The organism is Xanthomonas sp. LMG 8993 (genome assembly GCF_009835065.2).
Classification (GTDB): Bacteria; Pseudomonadota; Gammaproteobacteria; order Xanthomonadales; family Xanthomonadaceae; genus Xanthomonas; species Xanthomonas arboricola.
The window spans coordinates 18,575-39,799 of sequence record NZ_QVIF02000008.1 but is presented as its reverse complement, the minus strand read 5'-3'; the positions used below and the strand labels follow the sequence as shown (position 1 = coordinate 39,799).

The window sequence follows — 21,225 nt, the reverse complement described above, 5'->3', positions numbered from 1 at the left end:
CACCTCACCCACAAACCCCGAGTACCTGAATCTGGAGATCCGAACTGGTGATCCTGGGCGTTCAAGCCCTCAGATCACCGCTTCTACGAATCCCGAATGCCCAATCCCGACTCCCGGCGCTGTTACCAGCTGCCCGTGGTCTTGAACTCTTCGATGCCCTTCTTGAAGGCAGCTTCGATGTCGTTGTCCCAGCCGCCGGTGCTGTTGATCTTGGAGACCAGCTCACCCTGGGTGTTGGCGAAGTGCGCGTGCAGGCCTTCTTCGAACGCCAGCAGCTTGTTGACCGGCACTTCGTCGAGGTAGCCCTCGTTGACGGCATAGATCGACAGCGCCTGGTTGGCGATGGACATCGGCGCGTACTGCTTCTGCTTCATCAGCTCGGTGACGCGCTGACCGCGCTCGAGCTGCTTACGGGTGGCTTCGTCCAGGTCCGAGGCGAACTGCGCGAACGCGGCCAGCTCACGGTACTGCGCCAGCGAGATACGGATGCCGCCGGACAGCTTCTTGATGATCTTGGTCTGGGCCGCACCACCGACGCGCGACACCGAGATGCCGGCGTTCACGGCCGGGCGGATGCCGGCGTTGAACAGGTCGGTTTCCAGGAAGATCTGGCCGTCGGTGATCGAGATCACGTTGGTCGGCACAAACGCGGACACGTCGCCGGCCTGCGTTTCGATGATCGGCAGCGCGGTCAGCGAACCGGTCTTGCCGGTCACCGCACCGTTGGTGAACTTCTCCACATACTCCTCGGACACGCGTGCAGCGCGCTCGAGCAGGCGGGAGTGCAGATAGAACACGTCGCCCGGATAGGCTTCGCGGCCCGGCGGGCGCTTGAGCAGCAGCGAGATCTGGCGGTAGGCCACGGCCTGCTTGGACAGATCGTCGTACACGATCAGCGCGTCTTCGCCGCGGTCCATGAAGTACTCGCCCATGGTGCAGCCGGCATACGGGCTGATGTACTGCATCGCGGCCGATTCGGACGCGGTCGCAGCCACCACCACGGTGTGCGCCAGCGCGCCGTTCTCTTCGAGCTTGCGCACGATGTTGGCAACGGTCGAGGCCTTCTGGCCGATCGCCACGTACACGCACTTGATGCCGGTGCCCTTCTGGTTGATCACCGCATCGATCGCCAGCGCGGTCTTGCCGGTCTGGCGGTCACCGATGACCAGCTCGCGCTGGCCGCGGCCGATCGGGATCATCGCATCGACCGACTTGTAGCCGGTCTGCACCGGCTGGTCGACCGACTTGCGCCAGATCACGCCGGGCGCAACGCGCTCCACCGGTGCGGTCTGGGTGGCGCCCAGCGGGCCCTTGCCATCGATCGGCTCACCCAGCGCGTTGACCACGCGACCGAGCAGTTCCGGACCGACCGGCACTTCCAGGATGCGGCCGGTGGTCTTGGCCACGTCGCCTTCGCGCAGGTTCTCGTAATCGCCCAGCACCACGGCGCCGACCGAATCGCGCTCCAGGTTCAGTGCGAGCGCGAAGGTGTTGTTCGGCAGTTCGATCATTTCGCCCTGCATCACGTCGGCCAGGCCGAAGATGCGCACGATGCCGTCGGACACGCTGGTCACGGAGCCTTCGTTGCGCGACTCTGCGGACAGCTTGACCGCCTCGATGCGGGTCTTGATCAGGTCGCTGATTTCGGAGGGGTTGAGCGTGGTTGCCATCGTTCAGTCCTAGGTGCCGGCCGCGAGGGCCATGCGTTTATGTGAATTCAGTGGGCGAGCGAGCTTTGCAGACGCGCAAGCTTGCCCTTCAGCGAGCCGTCGATGACCACGTCGCCGGTGTCGATCACCGCGCCGCCGATCAACGAAGCATCCACCGCGGTGGTGATGTCCACCTCGCGGCCGAAACGCTTCTTCAGCGCAGCAGCGATCGTGTCCAGTTCCGCCTGGCTCATTGCAGCCGCCGAGGTCACCGTCGCCTTGACGACGTGTTCGGCTTCGGCCCGCAGTTGTTCGTACAGTCCTGCCACTTCCGGCAACAGCGACAGCCGCTGCGCGTCGGCCAGCAGGCCGAGGAAACGCAGATAGTCTTCGCTCGCCTGCGGCGGCGCCAACAACGTCACTGCCTGATCCTGGCCCAGGGCCGGGTTGAGCAGCAGTGCGGCCACGCGCGGGTCGCCGGCCACCTGCGCCGAAAACGCCAGCGCATCGGACCAGGGCGCAAAGTTGCCGCCCTCACGCGCGATCGCAAACGCGGCGCGGCCGTACGGACGGGCAAGTGTGAGGGCCTGACTCATCGATTAAATCTCCGCCGCCAGCTCGTCGAGCAGCGCCTTGTGGGCGTTGGCATCGATTTCGCGCTTGAGCAGCTTTTCGGCACCGCTGACGGCCAGCACGGACACCTGCTTGCGCAGTTCCTCGCGGGCACGCGTGGCGGACGCGTCGATCTCGGTCTGCGCCAGATCCTTCTGACGGTTGGCTTCGGCAATTGCCTCGTGCTTGGCCGCTTCGATGATCTGGTTGGCGCGCGCATGGGCCTGATCGATGATCTCGTTGGCCTTGGTGCGTGCGTCCTTCAGTGCTTCGTTGACCTTTTCCTGCGCCTGCGCCAGATCCTTCTGACTGCGATCGGCAGCAGCCAGACCTTCAGCGATCTTTTGCTGACGCTCTTCGATCGCCTGCAGCAGCGGCGGCCAGATCTTGGTCGCGACGATCCAGATCAGACCGGCGAAGGCCAGCGCCTGGGCAAAGATGGTAAGGGTGATATCCATGGGTCGCTCAATCGCTGTTTAGGGGTGAAAGCGCCACCGCATGGCGACGCTTTCCGACCTTCATCCGCGGACGCAACCGCGAGCGGTTGCCTCCACATCCTGCTACCGCTGGATCAGCCGGCAGCCTGCGACAGACGCTCGATGAACACCTGGGCCAGCGGGTTGGCGAAGGCGAACAGCAGGCCGACGGCGACGCTGATGATGAACGCGGCGTCGATCAGGCCGGCGGTGATGAACATGCGGACCTGCAGCACCGGGATCAGCTCCGGCTGGCGCGCAGCCGATTCCAGGAACTTGCCAGCCATGATGGCCAGACCGAGGCCGGCACCCAGCGCGGCCAGGCCGATCATGATGCCGACGGCGAGGACGGTGGAGCTCTGGACTTGAGCGAGGTTGGTCAGGACGGCGAGGTACATGGTGATCTCCGAACGAAAGTTTCTAAGGGTGATGGATGAATCGGGATGAAGCGTATGAAGGGTGCAGCGAAACTCAGTGACTGTCTTCGGCAAGGCTCAGATACACGATCGACAGCATCATGAAAATGAAGGCCTGCAGCGGAATCACCAACAGGTGGAACAGCATCCAGCCGAGGCCGAATACGCCGCCAGCGACCATGCCGGCGATGCCCGCACCGCCCAGCACCCAGATCAGCAGGAAGACGATCTCGCCGCCGAACATGTTGCCGAACAGTCGCATCGCCAGCGAAATCGGCTTGCTCAGCCACTCGACGATGTTCAAAAGCAGGTTGAACGGCATCATCCACTTGCCGAACGGCGCCGTCAGGAATTCCTTGGTCATGCCGCCCACGCCCTTGGAGCGCAGCGAGAAGACGATCATCAGGAAGAACACGCTGATCGACATGCCCAGGGTGGCATTGACGTCGGCGGTGGGCACCGGCTTCCAGGCGTGGATACCGGCCCAGCCCAGCGGGATGGCGATGAAATCGGCCGGGATCATCTTGATGAGGTTCATCAACAGGATCCAGAAGAAGATGGTGATCGCGATCGGCGTCACCAGCTTGCTGCTGCCGTGATAGGTGTCCTTGGCCTGACGGTCGACAAACTCGAGGCAGATTTCGACAAACGCCTGCCACTTGCCCGGCACGCCGGCGGTGGCATTGCGGGTCGCCGTCCAGAACGCGAAGACCATCACCAGGCCCATCAGCACCGCCATGACCAGGGTGTCGACGTGGATGGTCCAAAACGTGCCGCCACCCTCGCGAACCGGATAGATCAGGTTCTGCAAGTGATGCTGGATATAGGAGGTAGGTGTTGCTGCCTCGCCCGCCATGTGTCCGGAGCCCTTTAAGTTCGAATCAACGCCTGGCCAGAGCCAGAACCTGAAAAATCAGCCCGATGGCGATACCCGCCAGCAAGGCCAGAGGAGGCAGCCGCCACAGGCCGAAGCCAAGCGCCAGCGCCACGAAAACCAACACCCACTTCAACACCATCGCCAGGATCAGCCGGACCATGGCAATGCCGGCTGCCTGGATACCGCCACCTAGCGCGGTACGTGCTGCCACCCAACCGCCCAGCACCGTCGCAAACCCGGTCAATGCCAGACCGGCAGAGTAACGGGGACCGACCAACAGCAACCCCAGACTGGTTATAGCTACAGCGGCAAGCGGATATACCGCAGCGCGCAGCATCAACCGCCGACCCGCGTCAACGGAGTTCAGCACTACGGTTACCTTACGTGTGAATGAGTGGGAAGCGCAGATGCGCCTCGTCGAGCCGCGAAAGTATAGCAATGGGACAAATTGCGAGACAACCGGCAGAGGTCATCCGTTGCTGCGTCGCACCATACAGGGTTGCCGCGGCGGGTGGGAACTTTGCCACAAACCGGCGGTCATAACCCGCGAGGCCTGCACATCCTCGTCGAAAGGTCCCGCCGCAGGTCGCGTATGGGAGCCCCGGAGCATCGGGGCTCCTGCTTTTTACGCATTTTGTCGCACCCTGCGACCTTCCCGTTGGCGGTCCAATCGGTGCCATGGCGGCATGACCCATGCCGTGGCGCTTCGCGCCTGGCGCCCGGATTGCGCAACGTACGACTAAAGTCTGACCCCTGCAGCAGCGGACCGTTTTGTCCGATTGCTATCTCGGCCTTCACAGCAATGCGACAGCTCCTTCACTTATGGAAGACGCCGTCTTATCGAAGATGCGCCGCACAGGCCGAAACGCCTGACCATTCCAAGAATTCGGAGCTCCCCATGAAACACCTTCTCGCACTGGCCATCCCGTGCGTATTGGCTGCCGCCTACGCCGCGCCGGCGCACGCCGAAGATACCGATGACCGCTTCCAGCTCCGTCTGGGTGCGATGAACGTCGACAACGACAACACCATCCGTGGCAACACGCTGGTGGCAGGCAACAACGTGTCGGTCAACGAAGACTTCAAGCTCGGCGGCAAGGAATGGGAGCCGCGCGTCGACGGCGTGTTCCGCATCAGCACCCGCCAGCGCCTGATCTTCGATTACTTCAAGTACGACAAGGATCGCCGCGAGACCCTGACCCAGGACATCAGCGGCGGTGGCGTCACCGTCCCGACCGGCAGCTTCATCAAGGGCGAGCTGAAGTATCAGGTTGCCACCCTGGTGTATGACTACTCGGTGATCGATTCGCCGGAATTCAGCCTGGGCCTGCAGATCGGCGCCGAATACGCCAAGGTCGAAGCCAACGCGTACGCCGACCTGGGCAGCGTCTTCAGCGGCGATGTGCTGGACGAAAGCGAAGACGGCGTTGCGCCGGTGGTCGGCATCCGCTTCACCGCGCGCCCGAGTGAGCATTGGCTGTTCAACGTGCAGGGCCAGTACCTCAACACCAGCTGGGGCGACTTTGGCGATTACGACGGCGACCTGAGCCGCGCCAACGCGATTGCCGAATACCGCTTCACCAAGAACTTCGGCATCTTCGCCGGCTATGACTGGTTCAAGCTCGACGTCGACCAGCGCGGCAGCGATGGCCTGATCGGTCTGAAGCAGGAGTTCAAGGGCCCGGTTGCGGGCGTGACGTTCGCGTTCTGATCGACGCGCAGCGTTGCACCAAAAGGCCCGCGTTTTGCGGGCCTTTTGTTTTCTTGTGCGGTGCCGACAGCACCAGCGAGTGCGCGGATATCGCCATGCGCGACCTGTTGCGTCAGCGCACCCGACATCTGCGCCTTGAAGACCGGATCGGCATGGCAATGCCGCACCAGCATCCACACCGTCACGCCCGCCTGCGCCGCACGGCAGGTCATTGTGCCCGGCGACGATGCGCCGGACCCTCGTCCCGCTGCGCAGCTGCAACGCGCCATGGGAGCACAGCGCAGAGCATCAGCACTGCGAGCACTGCATTCCGTGGCGCATGCAGCGCCCCGGTGGGAACGGCCGCACCCTGCAACCCCTCCCGGCAGCACACCGAAACGACAACGCCCCGCGCAAGGCGGGGCGTCGCTGGCCGTGCCGCAAGTGGCGGCGCTTACTTCTTCTTGGGGATGTACAGGTCGGTGATGGTGCCGTCGTAGACCTCGGCGGCCATGCCGACCGATTCGCTCAGGGTCGGATGCGCGTGGATGGTATGGCCGATGTCTTCGGCCTCGGCGCCCATCTCGATCGCCAGGCCGATCTCGGCCAGCAGATCACCGGCATGCACGCCGACGATGGCACCACCGATCACGCGGTGGGTTTCTTCGTCGAAGATCAGCTTGGTGAAGCCTTCGGTGCGGCCGATGCCGATCGCGCGGCCACTGGCGGCCCACGGGAACTTGGCCACGCCGACCTTCAGGCTCTTGGCCTTGGCCTCGGTCTCGGTCACGCCGACCCAGGCGATTTCCGGGTTGGTGTAGGCGACCGACGGAATCACCCGCGCCACCCATTCCTTCTTCTCGCCGGCAGCCACTTCGGCGGCCAGCTTGCCCTCGTGGGTGGCCTTGTGCGCCAGCATCGGGTTACCGACGATGTCGCCGATGGCGAAGATGTGCGGCACGTTGGTGCGCATCTGCCGATCGACCGGAATGAAGCCGCGCTCGGTGATGGTGACGCCGGCCTTGTCGGCACCGATCTTCTTGCCGTTGGGCGTACGGCCAACCGCCACCAGCACGCGGTCGTAGGCGGTGGCCTGCAGACCCGGCTTCTCGCCTTCGGTGGCCGCTTCGAACGACACCGTGATGCCGCTGGCGCCGGCCTTGACGTCGGTGGCCTTGGTCTTGAGATGGACCTCCACGCCCTGCTTCTTCAGGCGATCGGCCAGCGGCTTGACCAGGTCCTTGTCGGCGCCCGGCATCAGCTGGTCCATGAACTCGACCACGGTGACCTTGCTGCCGAGCGCGCTGTACACCGTGGCCATTTCCAGGCCGATGATGCCGCCGCCGACCACCAGCAGGGTCTTGGGAATGTCGTGCAGTTCCAGCGCGTCGGTGGAGTCCATCACGCGCTTGTCGTCCCACGGGAAGTTCGGCAGCTTCACCGCCTGCGAACCGGCGGCGATGATGCAGTGCTCGAAGCGCAGTAGCTGGGTCTTGCCGTCGTCGCCGACGATCTCCAGCTCGTTGGGCGACACGAACGACGCCACGCCGGTAACGGTGCGCACCTTGCGCTGCTTGGCCATGCTGGCCAGGCCGCCGGTGAGCTTGCCGACCACCTTTTCCTTGTACTCGCGCAGCTTGTCCAGGGTGATCCTGGGCTGGCCGAAGTCCACGCCGAAATCGCCGGCGTGCGCCACTTCGTCGATCACCGCGGCGGCATGCAGCAGCGCCTTGGACGGGATGCAGCCGACATTGAGGCAGACCCCGCCCAGGCTGGCGTAGCGCTCGATCAGCACCGTATCCAGGCCCAGGTCGGCGGCGCGGAATGCGGCGGTGTAGCCGCCAGGGCCGGCGCCGAGCACCACCATCTTGCATTCGATATCGGCCGGCTTGCCGCTGGCCAGCGCCGGCTTGGACGGCGCCGGTTCGGCCGGCGCGCGATGCGACGGCGTCACCGGCGGCTTGCTGCCGGGCGCGGCGGCAGGCGCCGCAGCCGCCGGTGCGGGCTTGCTGTCGGCCTTGGCGGGCGCAGCCGGTGCGGCGGCCTCGCCTTCGGCTTCCAGCAGCAGCACCAGCGCACCTTCGGACAGGCTGTCACCCACCTTGACCTTGAGCTCCTTGACCACGCCGGCGGCCGAGGACGGCACTTCCAACGTGGCCTTGTCCGACTCCAGCGTTACCAGGCCCTGATCCTTGACCACGCTGTCGCCGACGGCGACCAGCACTTCGATGACGGGGACATCGCTGTAATCGCCGATGTCGGGAACCTTGATTTCAATGACCGCCATTTGCTTCTCCTGTGGCTCAACCGGCCGTGCCGGCAAGCGTCTGCTGGAGTTCATCCAGCGACGATTCGATTTGGGTCCAGCGCTTGTCGCGCTTCTTTTCCTTGCCTTCGCTGGCTTCGATCAGCAACGCGGCCTGCTGCAGCAGCAACTCGCCGGCGCCGCAGCTCGGGCGGGTGCCGCTGTAACGCACGCCATCGACCTGGAACGACAGCACCTCGCCCTCGCTCACCGGGGCGCTGCGACCGCTCGGCGCCAGTTGCGTCAGTGCGCCGGTCCAGTTGCTGACCAGGCGCCTTGCCAACGCCGCCGGAATCGGGATCTCGACCGTTTCCGGGGTCTGCGCGGTGCGGAACTGCACGCTGCCGCGATCGCTCTGGCTGACCCAGCTGTAGACGCGCTCGTCGGCGCGGCTATGCCGCAGGGTCCAGTCGGCACCGTCCTTGCCCGGCACCAGCGATACACCGCTTTCCACGCCACGGGTAGGCAGCGTCAGCAACGACAGGCTCGGCCGGGTGCCGGCGTCGAGCAGCGTGGTCACCGCGGTGCCATAGTTGCCCACCGCCGGCGGCCAGCCGCGCCCGAGCGTGCTCTCGCACTCGCGTGCCGCCGCGGATGTCCACGGCAGCACGCCCAGCAGGGCGAAGGTCAGCAGCGCTGCTCTCACAGCAGGACGCGGCGCATGTCGGCCAGCACCTGGCTGAGGTAGGTGGTGAAGCGTGCGGCCAGCGCGCCGTCGATGACGCGGTGGTCGTAGCTCAACGACAGCGGCAGCATCAGCTTGGGGGCGAACTCCTTGCCGTTCCACACCGGCTGCATCGCCGACTTGGACACGCCCAGGATCGCCACTTCCGGCGCATTGATGATCGGCGTGAACGCCGTACCACCGATGCCGCCCAGCGAGCTGATCGAGAAGCAGCCGCCGCTCATGTCGGCCGGGCCGAGCTTGCCGTCGCGCGCCTTCTTGGCCAGCTCGCCGCTTTCCTGCGCGATCTGCAGCACGCCCTTCTTGTCGACGTCGCGGATCACCGGCACGACCAGGCCGTTCGGGGTGTCGGCGGCGAAGCCGATGTTGATGTACTTCTTCAGCGTGAGGTTCTCGCCGGCCGCATCCAGCGAGGCGTTGAATTCGGGGAACTTCTTCAACGCCGCGGCGCTGGCCTTGACCAGGAAGGCGAGCATGGTCAGCTTGATGCCGGCCTTCTCGTTTTCCTTGTTCAACGCCACGCGCAGGGCTTCCAGGTCGGTGATGTCGGCCGATTCGAACTGGGTGACGTGCGGAATCATCGCCCAGTTGCGTGCCAGGTTGGCACCGGAAATCTTCTTGATGCGCGACAGCGGCTGGGTCTCGGTCTCGCCGAACTTGCTGAAGTCCACCTTCGGCCAAGCCAGCAGGTTCAGGCCGTTGCCACCACCGGCCGGTGCGGCCCCGGCTGCGGCAGGCGCGCCGCCGCTGAGTGCGGCCTTGACGAAGCGCTGCACGTCCTCACGGGTGATGCGGCCGCCCTTTTCGCTGCCCTTGAGCTGGTTCAGATCCACGCCGAGCTCGCGTGCGAACACGCGCACCACCGGGCTGGCGTAGGCCACCTTGGACGGCAGCACGCTGTCGGCGTCGAAGGTCACCGGCGGGCTGGACGGCTGCCCGGCCGACGGCTGACCGCCCTGCGCAGGCTGCGCGGCCTCGCTGGACCGGGCGCCCTGCACCTGCGCGATCTCGCGCTGGGCCAGCTTGTCCGGCACCGCAGACACGGCGACCGGCTCGACCTTGCCGGCGGTTTCGGCGGTGTCGGTGCTGGGCTTGGCCGGGGACTGCGCCGCACCGGCGCCGCCATCGCTGGCAGCGATGATCGCCACCACATTGCCCTGCGAGAGCGTGTCGCCGACCTTGACCTTGAGTTCCTTGACCACACCGGCGGCCGAGGACGGCACTTCCATCGTGGCCTTGTCCGATTCCAGCGTGACCAGGCTCTGGTCCTTGGCGACGGTATCGCCAACGGCGACCAGCACCTCGATCACCGGGATGTCGGTGTAATCGCCGATATCGGGCACGCGGGCCTCGACCAGGCCGCCGTCCGAGGACGCGGCAGGCGCAGCCGGCTCGGCCTTGGCGGCAGGCGCCGGCGCGGCAGCGGGCGCAGCCTTGGCGGGGCCGGCAGGAGCGGCGGCCGGGGCGGCGGCGGTTTCGGCGCCGGCGTCGGCCACTTCGATCAGCGCGACCAGCGCGCCCTGCGACAGCGAATCGCCGACCTTGACCTTGATCTCCTTGACCACGCCGGCCACCGACGAGGGCACTTCCATCGTGGCCTTGTCCGATTCCAGCGTGACCAGGCTCTGGTCCTTGCTGACCGTATCGCCGACCGACACCAGCACCTCGATTACCGGGACATCGCTGTAGTCACCGATATCGGGGACAAGTGCTTCCTTGATTTCGGCCATACGGGGAACTCCGGCAACAGAATGGGGAAACCCCTATTGTGGCCGGCTGCGGGCCGCAGCGCCAACCATTGCCGTGGAAAAAGTCGCGCACCGGACGGGATGCAGCGTTCGCCGGCGCATGCGCCGGATCATTTCGACGCGCGTCGATCGACCCGCAACAGTTGCAGTGGCTCGCCCGAGGGCAAACGATACGCCAGCGCATTGTCCAAGCCGTCGAGCGCCTCGACACGCGTGCACAGTTGCTGCGCGCGTGGCCGCAACGCACGCGCCTGCGGCTCGATCAGGCGCTCGATGCGCGTTTCGACCCCTTCCAGCGACCGCAGCTGCAGATCGTTTCCGGTCAGTGCCGACTGCACCGCACCGGCGACGACATCGCCGATCAGCTGCGGCAGCAGCTCGGCCACCATCGCGCCGATGTCGTCATCGATATCGATCGAGGTGAGCTGGCTCTTGCCGAAACTCTGCTTCAGGCGGGTGTCGATCTTTTCGCGCACGGCCGCCAGCTGCACGCGTGTGGCCTCGGGGCTGCGGCTGAAGCCGGCCGCCACCTCGCCCAGCGCAGTGACGGCGATGTCGGCCGCTTCACGCCCGACCTCCTGCGCCAGCGGCACCACGTCGCGGGTCTGCCGCTCGAAGTTGATCAAACGCGTGCGATCGTCCGCGCTCACCGCGACCCAGCGGTCGTCGACGAACAACGCGCCCTGGCGCATCACCAGCCGCTGCGGCGTGCCCGACGCTCGGATCAGGATCAGGCTGCGCGGGTTGAGCGTGAGGTCGTAGTCGCTGCTGACGTTGCAGTGCAGATCGTCGGCGCTGGCAGCCGGTACGGCGACCAGCAGGCCCAGCAGCAGGCCCGCTGCCATCGGTAGTGCGTGCTTGATCGCCATCTGGTCGCTTCCGTTATGCGTTGGCTGCAGCATGCCTGCCCAGGAGCAGCACTTGCCCGTGCCGGACGCTGGCATGACTTCCGGCCGGTGGCTGCGCGCTGACCAACACGGCCGGCGCTGCAGTGGTGACAGGTGTCGGCCAACTCCGCCACGACGCAGGCACATGGTTCGCACGGCCCCATCCGCTCGCTGATGTCTTCGCTCATGAATTGGTTGCGCGGCGATCCGACGTCGCTAATCCAGCGCGTCGCGCAGCGGCTGCCAGGCCGCGCACAGCCGTGGCAGCGACCATGCCGCATTGGCCGGACTGGTGGACGGCAAGGCCCATACCGGCAGCGTGTGCAGGGCGACCGGCAACAGCGGCTGCACATGACGGCGCCATGCCTGCGCGGCGGCCGCACCGTTGCAGGCGACCGCGCGCAGCTGCGGCAGCGTCGCCAGCCGCGCCGCCAGCGGATTGACCACGATGCTGCTGGCGACGATGGCGGTATCCAGGCTGCCGCGCCGCTCGCATTGGCCGATCACATCCCACAGGCCGACCTTGCAGTCGGACAGCGCCTGCAGGCGCGCCGGATATGCCAACCCGGCGTGGATGCCCAGCAGTTCCTGCATCAGCGGCCAGAAACGGTTGCGCGGATGGGCGTAGTACATCGCCGCGTGCAACGAGGCGTTGCCCGGCATCGAGCCGAGCACCAGGACACGGCAATCGTTAGGAATGTGCGCTGGAAGGCCCTGCAACAGGTCGGTTTTCGTCACGGCGATCGCATCTGCGTGAATGTCTTTTTCAGCTTGCCTGTTGCAGCCACGGCCTTCTCCGGAAACTTGCTGAACAAACGAAATTTTAGCGAGCCACGGGTGGGCGTGGATTCAGATTTTCAGGAATAGCTTTGGCGCGGCCCACTCCACGGGCCTAACAAGAACACTGAGGAGACCCCCAATGCGTGCCATTTCCATCCTGAGCCTGGCTGCCGTATCCGCACTTGCGTTTGCGCCGTCGGCATTTGCACAAGACACCACCTACACCGGCGACACCTCCTCGGCTTCCACCAGCGCCGATAGCGCTTCCGGAAAGCATTGGGCAGTGGTCGGCGGTGTTGCTCTGATCAAGCCGAAGAACGATCCGGCTCCCGGCCTGGACGTCGATGGCGGCCCGGCACCGACGCTGAGCGCCAGCTACTACATCAACGACAACTGGGCCGTTGAGCTGTGGGGCGCCGCCGACAAGTTCAACCACCGTGTCAACGCCGATGGCGTGGGCAAGATCGGTACCGTCGAGCAGCAGCCGATCGCCATCAGCGGCCAGTACCACTTCGGCCAGGCCGATAACGTGTTCCGTCCGTTCGTGGGCGTGGGCTACTACGAGTCGAACTTCAGCAACGAGAAGATCGACGCGGCGTCGGCCACCGGCCAGCACGTGGGCCTGGACACCGCCAAGGGTGTCATCGGCACCGTCGGCGTGGACATGAACATCAACTCCACCTGGTTCGCACGTGCCGACGCCCGCTACATGCGTTCGCGTCCGGAACTGCGCGTGGGCGGCCAGGGCACCGGCAGCGAGCTGGAACTGGATCCGTGGACCGTCGGCTTCGGCGTCGGCGCGCGCTTCTAAGCACGCGGGAAAGCGACGTTTCAGTCGAACAAGAAACGGGCCGCAAGGCCCGTTTTTTTTATGCTTTGAAATCGTGGCGCCGCCCGCTCAGCGCCAGTAGACGCTGCCGCGCAGGCGCGCGCTGCGCCAGCGCCACCACAGCAAGGTGGCATAGGCGAGCGCATAGCCGAGTAGTACGCCGGCCGCGCCCAACAGGCTGGCGTGACTGAGCCACCCTTCCGTGGGCCAGGCAGCCCCCTGCCAGGTGCTGCGCCACCCCTGCACCATGCCGGCGATCACACGTACCACCACCAGCGCGGTCAAGGCCAGCACCAGCCACAGGTTGGGCCGGTAGAACAGCCCCTGCTGGGTGCGCTCAAAGCGGGTCAGACGCAGTGCCAGCAGCCCCAGCGCCAGCCCGCAGGCCCAGCCGAAGGCGGCATGGCTGATCGCGCCGGGCCAGAACGCGGCGGCGATCAACACGAAGATCACGAACAACACGGTGGAAAGGCCGGCCGAGACCAGATTGATCATCAACAGCCAGCCGCGTGCCTGCCGCCGCGCGGTGCCGACACGAAAGCGCTGCACCAGCGACAACGGCAACAGCACCGCGAACACCGCCAGGGCGATGATCACGGCCAGCGGTATGGCGAGGAGAAGTGGCATCACATGCTCGGTGGCGATGAAGAGTGGTTGGCAACACGAAACGCGCGGACGTCAGGTGAACGTGGGCGGCGCGCAGCAACCGGCGTGTTCGCGGGGTGCATGCCGATGCGGAGCACCGGCCGCACCCGCCTGGGGGTGAGCGCGGTCGGTTTGATCGCCGCTCTTAGAACGCCGGCAACACCGCGCCTTTGTACTTCTGCTCGATAAACGCCTTCACTTCCGGGCTGGTCAAGGCCTTGGCCAGCTTCTGCACGCGCGGGTCGTCCTTGTTGTCCGGGCGCGAGACCAGGAAGTTCACGTACGGCGAGTCCTTGCTCTCGATCGCCAGCGCGTCGCGGGTCGGATTGAGGCCGGCGTCGAGCGCGTAGTTGGTATTGATCAGTGCCAGGTCGACCTGGTCGAGCACGCGCGGCAGCATCGCCGAGTCGAGCTCGCGGAACTTCAGCTGCTTGGGGTTCTCGACGATGTCGCGCTGGCTGGACAGGGCATTGCTCGGGTCCTTGAGTTTGATCACGCCCGCCTTGTCGAGCAGGATCAGCGCGCGGCTGTTGTTGCTCGGGTCGTTGGGAATCACCACATCTGCGCCGGTAGGCAGCTCGGCCAGCGTCTTGAACCGGCGCGAATACGCGCCGAACGGCTCGATATGCACGCCGACCACGGTCACCAGCTGGCTCTTGCGGTCGCGGTTGTAGGCATCCAGGTACGGCTCGGTCTGGAAGTAGTTGACGTCGATCTGCTTCTGCACGACCTGGTCGTTGGGCTGCACGTAGTCGTTGAACACGCGCACGTCCAGCTTGACACCCTGCTTGGCCAGCAGCGGTTCGACCACCTCCAGGATCTCGGCATGCGGCACCGCGGTGGCGGCCACCGTCAGTGTGTCGCCGCCGCTGCTGCCACCGCTACCGCTACCGCTACCGCCACAGGAAGCCAGGGCCAGCGTGGCCGCAGCCAGGAGGGAACGAAACGCGAATGTGTTCATGTGGGGGTCCGTGGGAGGAGGAATGCGGCACTGCCGCAAGCGCTAAACCTAGCAGACCGCAGGTGGAGCCGCGATCGGCAGGCCCGTGTGCTTGCTGGGCCCTGCGCGCGCCGGCAACACGCGATCGCGGTCGAGCTCAGCGCCGGCTGTAGCGCGCCACCAGCCAGTCGCCCAGCATCTGCAGCAGCTGCACCAGCACCAGCAGGGCGATCACGGTGATCAGCGCGACATCCGAATGCGATCGCAGATAGCCCTCGCGGTACGCGACATCGCCCAGCCCGCCGGAGCCGATCGCACCGCCCATCGCGGTGAAACCGATCAGCGCGATGGTGGTCACGGTGGCGCCGGCGATCAGGCCCGGGCGCGCTTCGGGCAGCAGCACGCGCAGCACTAGCTGGCGGGTGGTGGCGCCCATCGCCTGGCTGGCTTCGATGATCCCGCGGTCCACTTCGCGCAAGGCGGTTTCCACCAGCCGTGCATAGAACGGTGCGGCGCCGACCACCAGCGGCAGGATCGCGCCGCGCACGCCCAGCGAGGTCCCCATCAACATCAGCGTGAGCGGAATCATCGCGATCATCAGGATGATGAAGGGCACCGAGCGCAGCAGGTTGATCAGTGCCGCGAGCACGCCGTACAGCACCGGGCGGCGGCGCAGCTGCGGGGCACCGCACAGGAACAGCGCAACGCCCAGCGGCAGGCCGATCAGCAGCGTCAGCGGCAGCGCGCCGGCCAGCATCAGCAAGGTATCGAGCGTGGCCTGGCCGATATCGCCCCACTTGGCGGCATCGAGATTGCGGAAAAACCCGCTTGTCGTGGCGATCAGAGTCATACGCGCAGATCCTCCACGTGCACGCCGGCGGCGACGAAGCCGGCGCGTGCCGCGTTATGGTCGCCGCCGGTCAGCGCGACGATGAGCTGGCCGTACGGGGTGTCCTTGATGCGGTCCACGCGCCCGGACAGGATGTTGTAGTCGACCCCGGTCTCGCGGGCGATACGGCCCAGCACCGGTTCGTAGGTGCCGTTGCCCAGGAAGGTCAGCCGCACGATGCGCCCGCCCACCGCAGCGAAGTCGCGATGCAGCTCGGCCTCGTCCACATGCTCAGCCTCGGACACGAAGCGCCGGGTGGTGGCGTGCTGCGGATGCAGAAACACCTCGGTCACCGGGCCGGTTTCCACCAGCTTGCCGGCATCCAGCACCGCGACGCGGTCGCAGACCCGGCGGATCACGTCCATCTCGTGGGTGATCAGCACGATGGTCAGGCCCAGCTCGCGGTTGATCTGCGCCAGCAGCTGCAGCACCGAGGCGGTGGTCTGCGGGTCCAGCGCGCTGGTGGCCTCGTCGCACAGCAGGATCTGCGGCCGGGTGGCCAGCGCGCGCGCGATGCCCACGCGCTGCTTCTGCCCGCCGGACAGCTGCGCCGGATACTTGCTGGCATGCTGCTCCAGCCCGACCCGTGCCAGCAGCTCGGCCACGCGCGCATCGACCTCGGCGCGCGGGGTGCCGGCCAGTTCCAGCGGAAACGCCACATTGCCGGCCACGGTGCGCGAGGACAGCAGGTTGAAGTGCTGGAAGATCATCCCGACACGCCGACGCAGCGCGCGCAGGCCCTGGCTGTCCAGCGCAGTGACGTCCTCGTCGCCGATCAGCAGCCGCCCGCCGCTGGGCTCTTCCAGCCTGTTGATCAGCCGGATCAGGGTCGACTTGCCGGCACCGGAATGGCCGATGATGCCGAACACCTCGCCGGGGCCGATCCGCAGATCGAGTGGATGCAGCGCCACGATCTGGCGACCGTCAACGGAATAAGACTTGTGCAGGCGCTGAAACTGGATCACCGCGCGTGGCCGATTGGGGGGCCGTGAAGCCTACCAGTCAATGTTTGCGGACGATATTCCAATGAGTTCTAAGTTGGGGATTGGGGAGTCGGGATTGGGGATTAGTTAGAGCAACGGCAAGGTGCTCTGGCTTTTGCGAATCCCGAATCCCGAATCCCCAATCACGGCTTATCCAACGACATCGGCCGATCCGCCTTCCGAATCCGCTCCCGGCGCAGCAGATACAGCCCGCTGGCGACGATGATGCCGGCGCCGGTCCAGGTCCAGCTGTCGGGCAGGGTCTGCCACAGCAGCCAGTCCCAGCCGATCACCCAGACCAGGCCGGTGTATTCCAGCGGCGCGATCATCGAGGCCTCGCCGCGCAGGAAGGCCTGGGTCAGCGCAATCTGCCCCAGTGCGCCGGCCAGGCCCATGCCGGCGATCAGCCAGGCGTGCTCGCCCCGCAACGGCACCCAGTCGGGAATGGCCAGCAGGCCGGCACCGACCGCCATGAACAGCAGGAACCACACCACCATCGCCTGCGGGGTGTCGGTGCGGGTCAGCAGACTGACGGTGATGGCGGCGATGGCATAGGCGGTGGCCGCCAGCAGCACCATCAGCCCGGGCAGCGAGATCAGCCCGTCCACGCCTGGGCGCAATACCACGATCACCCCGACCAGGCCGATGCCGATCGCCGTCCAGCGGCGTGGCCCGACCCGCTCGCCCAGCAATGGCACCGACAGCGCCGCCACCAGTAGCGGGGCGACGAAATACAGCGTGTAGGCGGTCGACAGCGGCATGCGCTTCAGGCCGTAGACGAAGCAGCCGATCATCACCATGCCCAGTACCCCGCGCAGCAGGTGCAGGCCCCAGCGCACCGGCACGATCGAGCGCGGTCCGGCGGTGGCGAATACCCACACCAGCACGAACGGCAGCGAGGCGGCGCCGCGCAGCAGGGTGACCTGCAGCGGCGGGTAATGCGCCGACAGCAGCTTCATTCCCGCATCCATCAGCGAGAAGCAGGCCACGGCGGCCACCATCCAGGCGATGGCGGGAAGCGGAGAGCGGGTGGTGGGCATGGACCATTATCGCTGCGCGTGCGCGCAGCCTGGCAACCCTGTGTCGACAGGGGCGATGACGCGATGCCCTAGAATGGCGGCTGTTTACAGACAGCAGGAGCTTTGCATGCCTTCCTTCGACGTGGTGTCCGAAGTCGACAAGCACGAACTGACCAATGCGGTGGACCAGGCCAACCGCGAGCTGGATACGCGCTTCGATTTCAAGGGGGTCGAGGCCAGGTTCGAGCTGGAAGACGGCAAGGCGATCAACCAGTCCGCGCCCAGCGACTTCCAGGTCAAGCAGATGACCGACATCCTGCGCGCGCGCCTGCTGGCGCGCGGCATCGACGTGCGTTGCCTGGAGTTCGGCGACATGGAAACCAACCTGGCCGGTGCGCGCCAGAAGGTCACCGTCAAGCAGGGCATCGAGCAGAAGCAGGCCAAGCAACTGGTGGCCAAGCTGAAGGAAGCCAAGCTCAAGGTCGAGGCGCAGATCAATGGCGACAAGCTGCGCGTGAGCGGCAAGAAGCGCGACGATCTGCAGGACGCGATGGCGCTGTTGAAGAAGGCCGACTTCGAGCTGCCGCTGCAGTTCGACAACTTCCGCGACTGAGCAGGCTTGGTGGCTGACACGGCGCCTTGTCGTGCCGCACTGTGCAGGCGGGCCGCGCAGCGCGATGTGTCGGCCGTCCGTTACCCGGGCATCGGCCACGCGCGCGCCGGCGCGTTACGGATCTGATGCAAGCATGCGTGGCCTGCTCTCCAGCCTGTTGCAACGCGCGCACCCGGCCACAGTGCCGCAGGCGCCGCCCGCTGCCGGGACGGCGTGCGCCGTGACGCACGCACAGCCACGCATCGAAGCCGGCTCGACGCTGCACACGTTGGCCGGGCTGGACCCGCTGGCGGCCGCGGCGTTTGCCGATGCGTTTGCGGTGGAAGTGCAGCGCGCCATCGCCAGCTGCACGCTCGGCCAGGCCAGCACCACCCAGGCGCAGGCACTGGAGCAGATCCATGCGCTCAAGAACACGCTCTCGCTGACCGGCTCTGGCGAACTGCTGAACGCCTGCGACCGGTTGCGCGGCGATGTCGACGGCGGCGAACCGGGGTCCGCGCTTGCGCAGCGCTACACCGCGATTGCGACCGCGGCCGGCCTGCTGGTCGAGAATTACCGGCGCACCCTCCCCAACGACGACACCGCCCCCGATGCGTAGTGGATCCAACCGCGCGGCGCCCGGCCTGATCCTGGCTGCCCGGCAGCTGCGCAACGACAGGCTGGTGCGGCTGTTCGAATCGTTCCTGGAATATCGCGCCTGCGTCGGCCGGGTGATCGTGCAGACCATCGTGGCGCTGTGGTGCTTCGGCTGGCTGTACGGGCCGCAGCCGGTGCTGGTCAGGGATGCACAGGCGGTCTTCCCCACCGCAGCGACGCTGTGGATGGTGGCGGTGGTCTGGATGGTGCTGGTGCGACGCAGGATCATCCCGCCGGGCGAGTGGCTGGATGCGATCGGGTTTGCGATGAACCTGCTGTTCATCGGCATCCAGACCTATCTGGCCTTCATCCTGCTGATGTCGCTGAACGCCTTCCTGCCCTTCATCACCATCGCCGCGGTGGCGCGCTATGGGCAGAAGGCGACGCTGCCGGTGCTGCTCAGCACCTTCGTGCTGATGCTGCTGACCGCGCCGGCCGGCTACTGGCTGTCGCGGCCGGCCTACTTTGTGTATGCAGTGGCGCTGAGCGTGGTGCTGCCGCTGCTGGTGGCGCGCATCGTCAGCGCAATGCAGGAGATCGCCCTGCAGGCGCTGGCCGCGCGCGATGCGCAGAGCCGCTTCATCAGCACCATGAACCACGAACTGCGCACGCCGTTGAACGCGGTCATCAACTGCGCGCAGCTGATCGACAGCGACACCTTGTCGGCGCAACAGCGCGAACTGATGCAGGCGGTGACGGTCAATGCGATCGCGCTGCGGCATCGGGTGAACGAAGTGATCGACGTGGCCAGCATCGACGGTGGTCGGCTGCAGCTGCACAGCAAGCCGCTGAGCCTGCTCGACGTGCTGGCCACGGTCAAAGCGGTGTGCGCGAGTGCAGCGTCGACCAAGGGCGTGGCGCTGGCGCTGCGCAGCGATGTGGCGCAGACGCCTGACCTCATCGGCGACGAGGGGCGTATCGAACAGGTCATCACCAACCTGGTCATCAATGCGATCAAGTTCACCCCGGCCGGTGGCGCGGTCGACGTGCTGATCGCCGCCACGCAGGTGCAGCAGCGCTGGGCGATCGCGGTGACCGTGACCGATACCGGCATCGGCATCCCCGACGCCCAGAAGGCCTATATCTTCACGCCCTTCACCCAGCTCAGCACCGGTTTCAGCCGTGCCGAGGGCGGGGTCGGGCTGGGCCTGTTCATTGCGCTGTCGGTGTCCGAGGCGATGGGCGGCAGCCTGAGCGTGCGCGATAACCCCGGCGGCGGCAGCGTATTTCGCTGGACCTTCGCACTGGCCGCCGCCGCAGCGCAAGGCTGCCGCCCGCCGGCGCTGCGCGAGGCCCTGCAACAGCATGCCGAGACGGTGCCGCCGCTGCACTGCCTGGTGTTCGAGGACATGGACACCAATCGGCTGGTGATCGGCAATCTGCTCACCCGCGCTGGGCACCGGGTGAGCTTTCACAGCGATGGCAGCAACGCGGTGCAGCGCATCCGCGAGGCAGCGCCGGACCTGGTGTTCCTCGACCTGCACATGCCCGGCACCTCGGGCTGGGACGCGCTGGGTGAGGCGCGCGCGGCGATCGCCGCGCTGCCGCCGATCATCGTGCTGACCGCCGACACCCGCACCGATTCGATGCGCGAGGCCACCGCGGCCGGCGTGGCCGGCTATCTGTCCAAACCGATCAACGCGCACCAATTGCTGGCCATCCTCGCCGCGCATGCCACCCATGCAACCGGCTGACCTGAAACCGGGCAATGCGGCACGCCGGCACTGGCATACCGCCGCGCGCACACGCACGCCGCTGGCGCTGCTGTACCTGCACGGGTTCGCCGCCAGCCCGGGAGAAGCCGGCGAACTGCCCGAGCAGATCGCCGATGCGCTGGCTGCCAACCTGTACGTGCACCGTTGGCCCGGGCATGGCCGCAGCGCCGCCGATGCGATGCAGGGGCTGACGCCGGCGGCGTTACAGGCCTCGGCCCTGGATGCACTGGCGCAGGCACGGCGCATGGGCACACGCGTGGCGATCGTCGGCTCGTCCATGGGTGCCACGCTGGGCTTGTGGCTTGCGGCGCAGCGCCCCGACGCGGTGGCTGCGGTGGTCGCCTGGTCACCGGGCATCCGGCCGGCCGACCCGGCGCTGCTGGATCAGGTCTGCGCCGCGCAAACGCCCTTGACCGACCCGCGCCCGCGCACCGCCGCGTCGCTGGCGTTCTGGTCCGGCACCATCCACCCGGATGGATTCCGCGCGCTGCGCAGCCTGTTCGACGCGGTTGCCGCCGATCCACCGTGGCCACGCGTGCAATGCCCGGTGTTTCTGGGCTATTACCGCGCTGCCAACGGCGAGGAGGATCCCACCGCCTCGGTGCCGGCGATGCTGGCGATGTTCGCTGCGCTCGGCAGCGCGCCGGAGCACACCTGCGCGATGGCCTTCGACACCGGCGCGCATGCGATCGGCTCGCCGCACAAGACCCTGCACGCCGATAAAGTTGCGCAGGCATCGAGTGCGTTCCTGCGTGCGCATGTCGGCGCAAACACGCATGCGGATGCCACCTAGGCTGCGTCAGCGCAGCAACTGCTGCAGTTCTCCCCGCA

22 protein-coding genes and 1 other RNA gene are annotated in these 21,225 nt (G+C 66.5%); 6 read left to right on the top strand and 17 right to left on the bottom strand.

The genetic code is table 11. The features are described 5' to 3' along the window. Positions 1–122: 122 nt before the first annotated feature. The 6 genes from atpA to DYQ94_RS14895 form a co-directional block, all read right to left on the bottom strand. Positions 123–1,670, bottom strand: coding sequence for a F0F1 ATP synthase subunit alpha (gene atpA, locus DYQ94_RS14920; protein ID WP_039525261.1), 1,548 nt, complete (start codon positions 1,668–1,670; stop codon positions 123–125). 47 nt (positions 1,671–1,717) lie between these two features. After that, the gene (locus tag DYQ94_RS14915; RefSeq protein WP_016901013.1) at positions 1,718–2,245 is read right to left on the bottom strand and encodes a F0F1 ATP synthase subunit delta; all 528 of its coding nucleotides are present in this window, start codon (positions 2,243–2,245) and stop codon (positions 1,718–1,720) included. A 3-nt stretch (positions 2,246–2,248) separates the two neighbouring features. Further along, positions 2,249–2,719 (bottom strand): F0F1 ATP synthase subunit B, encoded by a 471-nt coding sequence (locus tag DYQ94_RS14910; RefSeq protein WP_016901014.1) that lies wholly within the window; start codon positions 2,717–2,719, stop codon positions 2,249–2,251. A 113-nt stretch (positions 2,720–2,832) separates the two neighbouring features. Next, positions 2,833–3,135, bottom strand: a complete 303-nt coding sequence (gene atpE, locus DYQ94_RS14905; protein ID WP_002814105.1) for a F0F1 ATP synthase subunit C — start codon at positions 3,133–3,135, stop codon at positions 2,833–2,835. Between the two features lie 73 nt (positions 3,136–3,208). Beyond that, the gene (gene atpB, locus DYQ94_RS14900) at positions 3,209–4,009 is read right to left on the bottom strand and encodes a F0F1 ATP synthase subunit A (RefSeq protein ID WP_016901015.1); all 801 of its coding nucleotides are present in this window, start codon (positions 4,007–4,009) and stop codon (positions 3,209–3,211) included. Between the two features lie 25 nt (positions 4,010–4,034). Beyond that, complete coding sequence (locus DYQ94_RS14895; protein ID WP_016901016.1) at positions 4,035–4,400, bottom strand: hypothetical protein; 366 nt, start codon at positions 4,398–4,400, stop codon at positions 4,035–4,037. Positions 4,401–4,928: 528 nt separating this feature from the next. On the opposite strand from DYQ94_RS14895, the gene DYQ94_RS14890 reads away from it, so the two are divergent. Next, positions 4,929–5,741 (top strand): hypothetical protein, encoded by an 813-nt coding sequence (locus DYQ94_RS14890; protein WP_026064024.1) that lies wholly within the window; start codon positions 4,929–4,931, stop codon positions 5,739–5,741. 433 nt (positions 5,742–6,174) lie between these two features. Here DYQ94_RS14890 and lpdA read toward each other — a convergent pair whose 3' ends face one another. From lpdA to DYQ94_RS14865, 5 genes are all read right to left on the bottom strand, one after another. Next, entirely contained in the window at positions 6,175–8,007 is a 1,833-nt protein-coding gene (gene lpdA, locus DYQ94_RS14885) for a dihydrolipoyl dehydrogenase (RefSeq protein ID WP_126966609.1), read from the bottom strand. A gap of 16 nt (positions 8,008–8,023) precedes the next feature. Further along, positions 8,024–8,671, bottom strand: coding sequence for a hypothetical protein (locus DYQ94_RS14880; protein WP_054592378.1), 648 nt, complete (start codon positions 8,669–8,671; stop codon positions 8,024–8,026). Then, positions 8,668–10,440, bottom strand: coding sequence for a dihydrolipoyllysine-residue acetyltransferase (locus tag DYQ94_RS14875; RefSeq protein ID WP_126966608.1), 1,773 nt, complete (start codon positions 10,438–10,440; stop codon positions 8,668–8,670). Before DYQ94_RS14875 ends, DYQ94_RS14880 begins: the two co-directional genes overlap by 4 nt. A 128-nt stretch (positions 10,441–10,568) precedes the next feature. Next, a complete protein-coding gene (locus tag DYQ94_RS14870) occupies positions 10,569–11,327 on the bottom strand; it encodes a DUF2884 family protein (protein WP_126966607.1) in 759 nt (252 codons plus the stop codon). A 234-nt stretch (positions 11,328–11,561) separates the two neighbouring features. Continuing rightward, positions 11,562–12,089, bottom strand: a complete 528-nt coding sequence (locus DYQ94_RS14865) for a DNA-deoxyinosine glycosylase (protein WP_425519011.1) — start codon at positions 12,087–12,089, stop codon at positions 11,562–11,564. 175 nt (positions 12,090–12,264) lie between these two features. On the opposite strand from DYQ94_RS14865, the gene DYQ94_RS14860 reads away from it, so the two are divergent. Next, on the top strand, positions 12,265–12,936 hold the full coding sequence (locus tag DYQ94_RS14860; protein ID WP_016901022.1) for an OmpW/AlkL family protein: 672 nt from the start codon (positions 12,265–12,267) through the stop codon (positions 12,934–12,936). An 87-nt stretch (positions 12,937–13,023) separates the two neighbouring features. Here the strand turns inward: DYQ94_RS14860 and DYQ94_RS14855 are convergent, their stop codons facing one another. The 6 genes from DYQ94_RS14855 to DYQ94_RS14830 all read right to left on the bottom strand — a co-directional run bounded on the left by DYQ94_RS14855 (position 13,024) and on the right by DYQ94_RS14830 (position 17,451). Further along, on the bottom strand, positions 13,024–13,581 hold the full coding sequence (locus DYQ94_RS14855; RefSeq protein WP_024940264.1) for a CcdC protein domain-containing protein: 558 nt from the start codon (positions 13,579–13,581) through the stop codon (positions 13,024–13,026). 25 nt (positions 13,582–13,606) lie between these two features. Continuing rightward, a non-coding RNA gene (locus DYQ94_RS14850) (sX9 sRNA) lies at positions 13,607–13,682 on the bottom strand. 62 nt (positions 13,683–13,744) lie between these two features. Then, positions 13,745–14,560, bottom strand: a complete 816-nt coding sequence (locus DYQ94_RS14845) for a MetQ/NlpA family ABC transporter substrate-binding protein (protein ID WP_126966605.1) — start codon at positions 14,558–14,560, stop codon at positions 13,745–13,747. Positions 14,561–14,696: 136 nt separating this feature from the next. After that, the gene (locus DYQ94_RS14840) at positions 14,697–15,389 is read right to left on the bottom strand and encodes a methionine ABC transporter permease (protein ID WP_024940266.1); all 693 of its coding nucleotides are present in this window, start codon (positions 15,387–15,389) and stop codon (positions 14,697–14,699) included. Then, complete coding sequence (locus DYQ94_RS14835) at positions 15,386–16,393, bottom strand: methionine ABC transporter ATP-binding protein (protein WP_016903462.1); 1,008 nt, start codon at positions 16,391–16,393, stop codon at positions 15,386–15,388. Before DYQ94_RS14835 ends, DYQ94_RS14840 begins: the two co-directional genes overlap by 4 nt. A 161-nt stretch (positions 16,394–16,554) precedes the next feature. Continuing rightward, entirely contained in the window at positions 16,555–17,451 is an 897-nt protein-coding gene (locus tag DYQ94_RS14830) for a DMT family transporter (RefSeq protein WP_054592383.1), read from the bottom strand. 106 nt (positions 17,452–17,557) lie between these two features. Between DYQ94_RS14830 and DYQ94_RS14825 the strand changes: the two genes are divergently transcribed. The 4 genes from DYQ94_RS14825 (at position 17,558) to DYQ94_RS14810 (ending at position 21,187) form a co-directional block, all read left to right on the top strand. Further along, positions 17,558–18,043 (top strand): YajQ family cyclic di-GMP-binding protein, encoded by a 486-nt coding sequence (locus tag DYQ94_RS14825; RefSeq protein ID WP_016903460.1) that lies wholly within the window; start codon positions 17,558–17,560, stop codon positions 18,041–18,043. Positions 18,044–18,176: 133 nt separating this feature from the next. Continuing rightward, a complete protein-coding gene (locus DYQ94_RS14820) occupies positions 18,177–18,641 on the top strand; it encodes a hypothetical protein (RefSeq protein ID WP_126966604.1) in 465 nt (154 codons plus the stop codon). After that, a complete protein-coding gene (locus DYQ94_RS14815; protein ID WP_126966603.1) occupies positions 18,634–20,373 on the top strand; it encodes an ATP-binding response regulator in 1,740 nt (579 codons plus the stop codon). Before DYQ94_RS14820 ends, DYQ94_RS14815 begins: the two co-directional genes overlap by 8 nt. Next, positions 20,360–21,187, top strand: a complete 828-nt coding sequence (locus DYQ94_RS14810) for an alpha/beta hydrolase (protein WP_126966602.1) — start codon at positions 20,360–20,362, stop codon at positions 21,185–21,187. Before DYQ94_RS14815 ends, DYQ94_RS14810 begins: the two co-directional genes overlap by 14 nt. Positions 21,188–21,225: the final 38 nt, after the last annotated feature.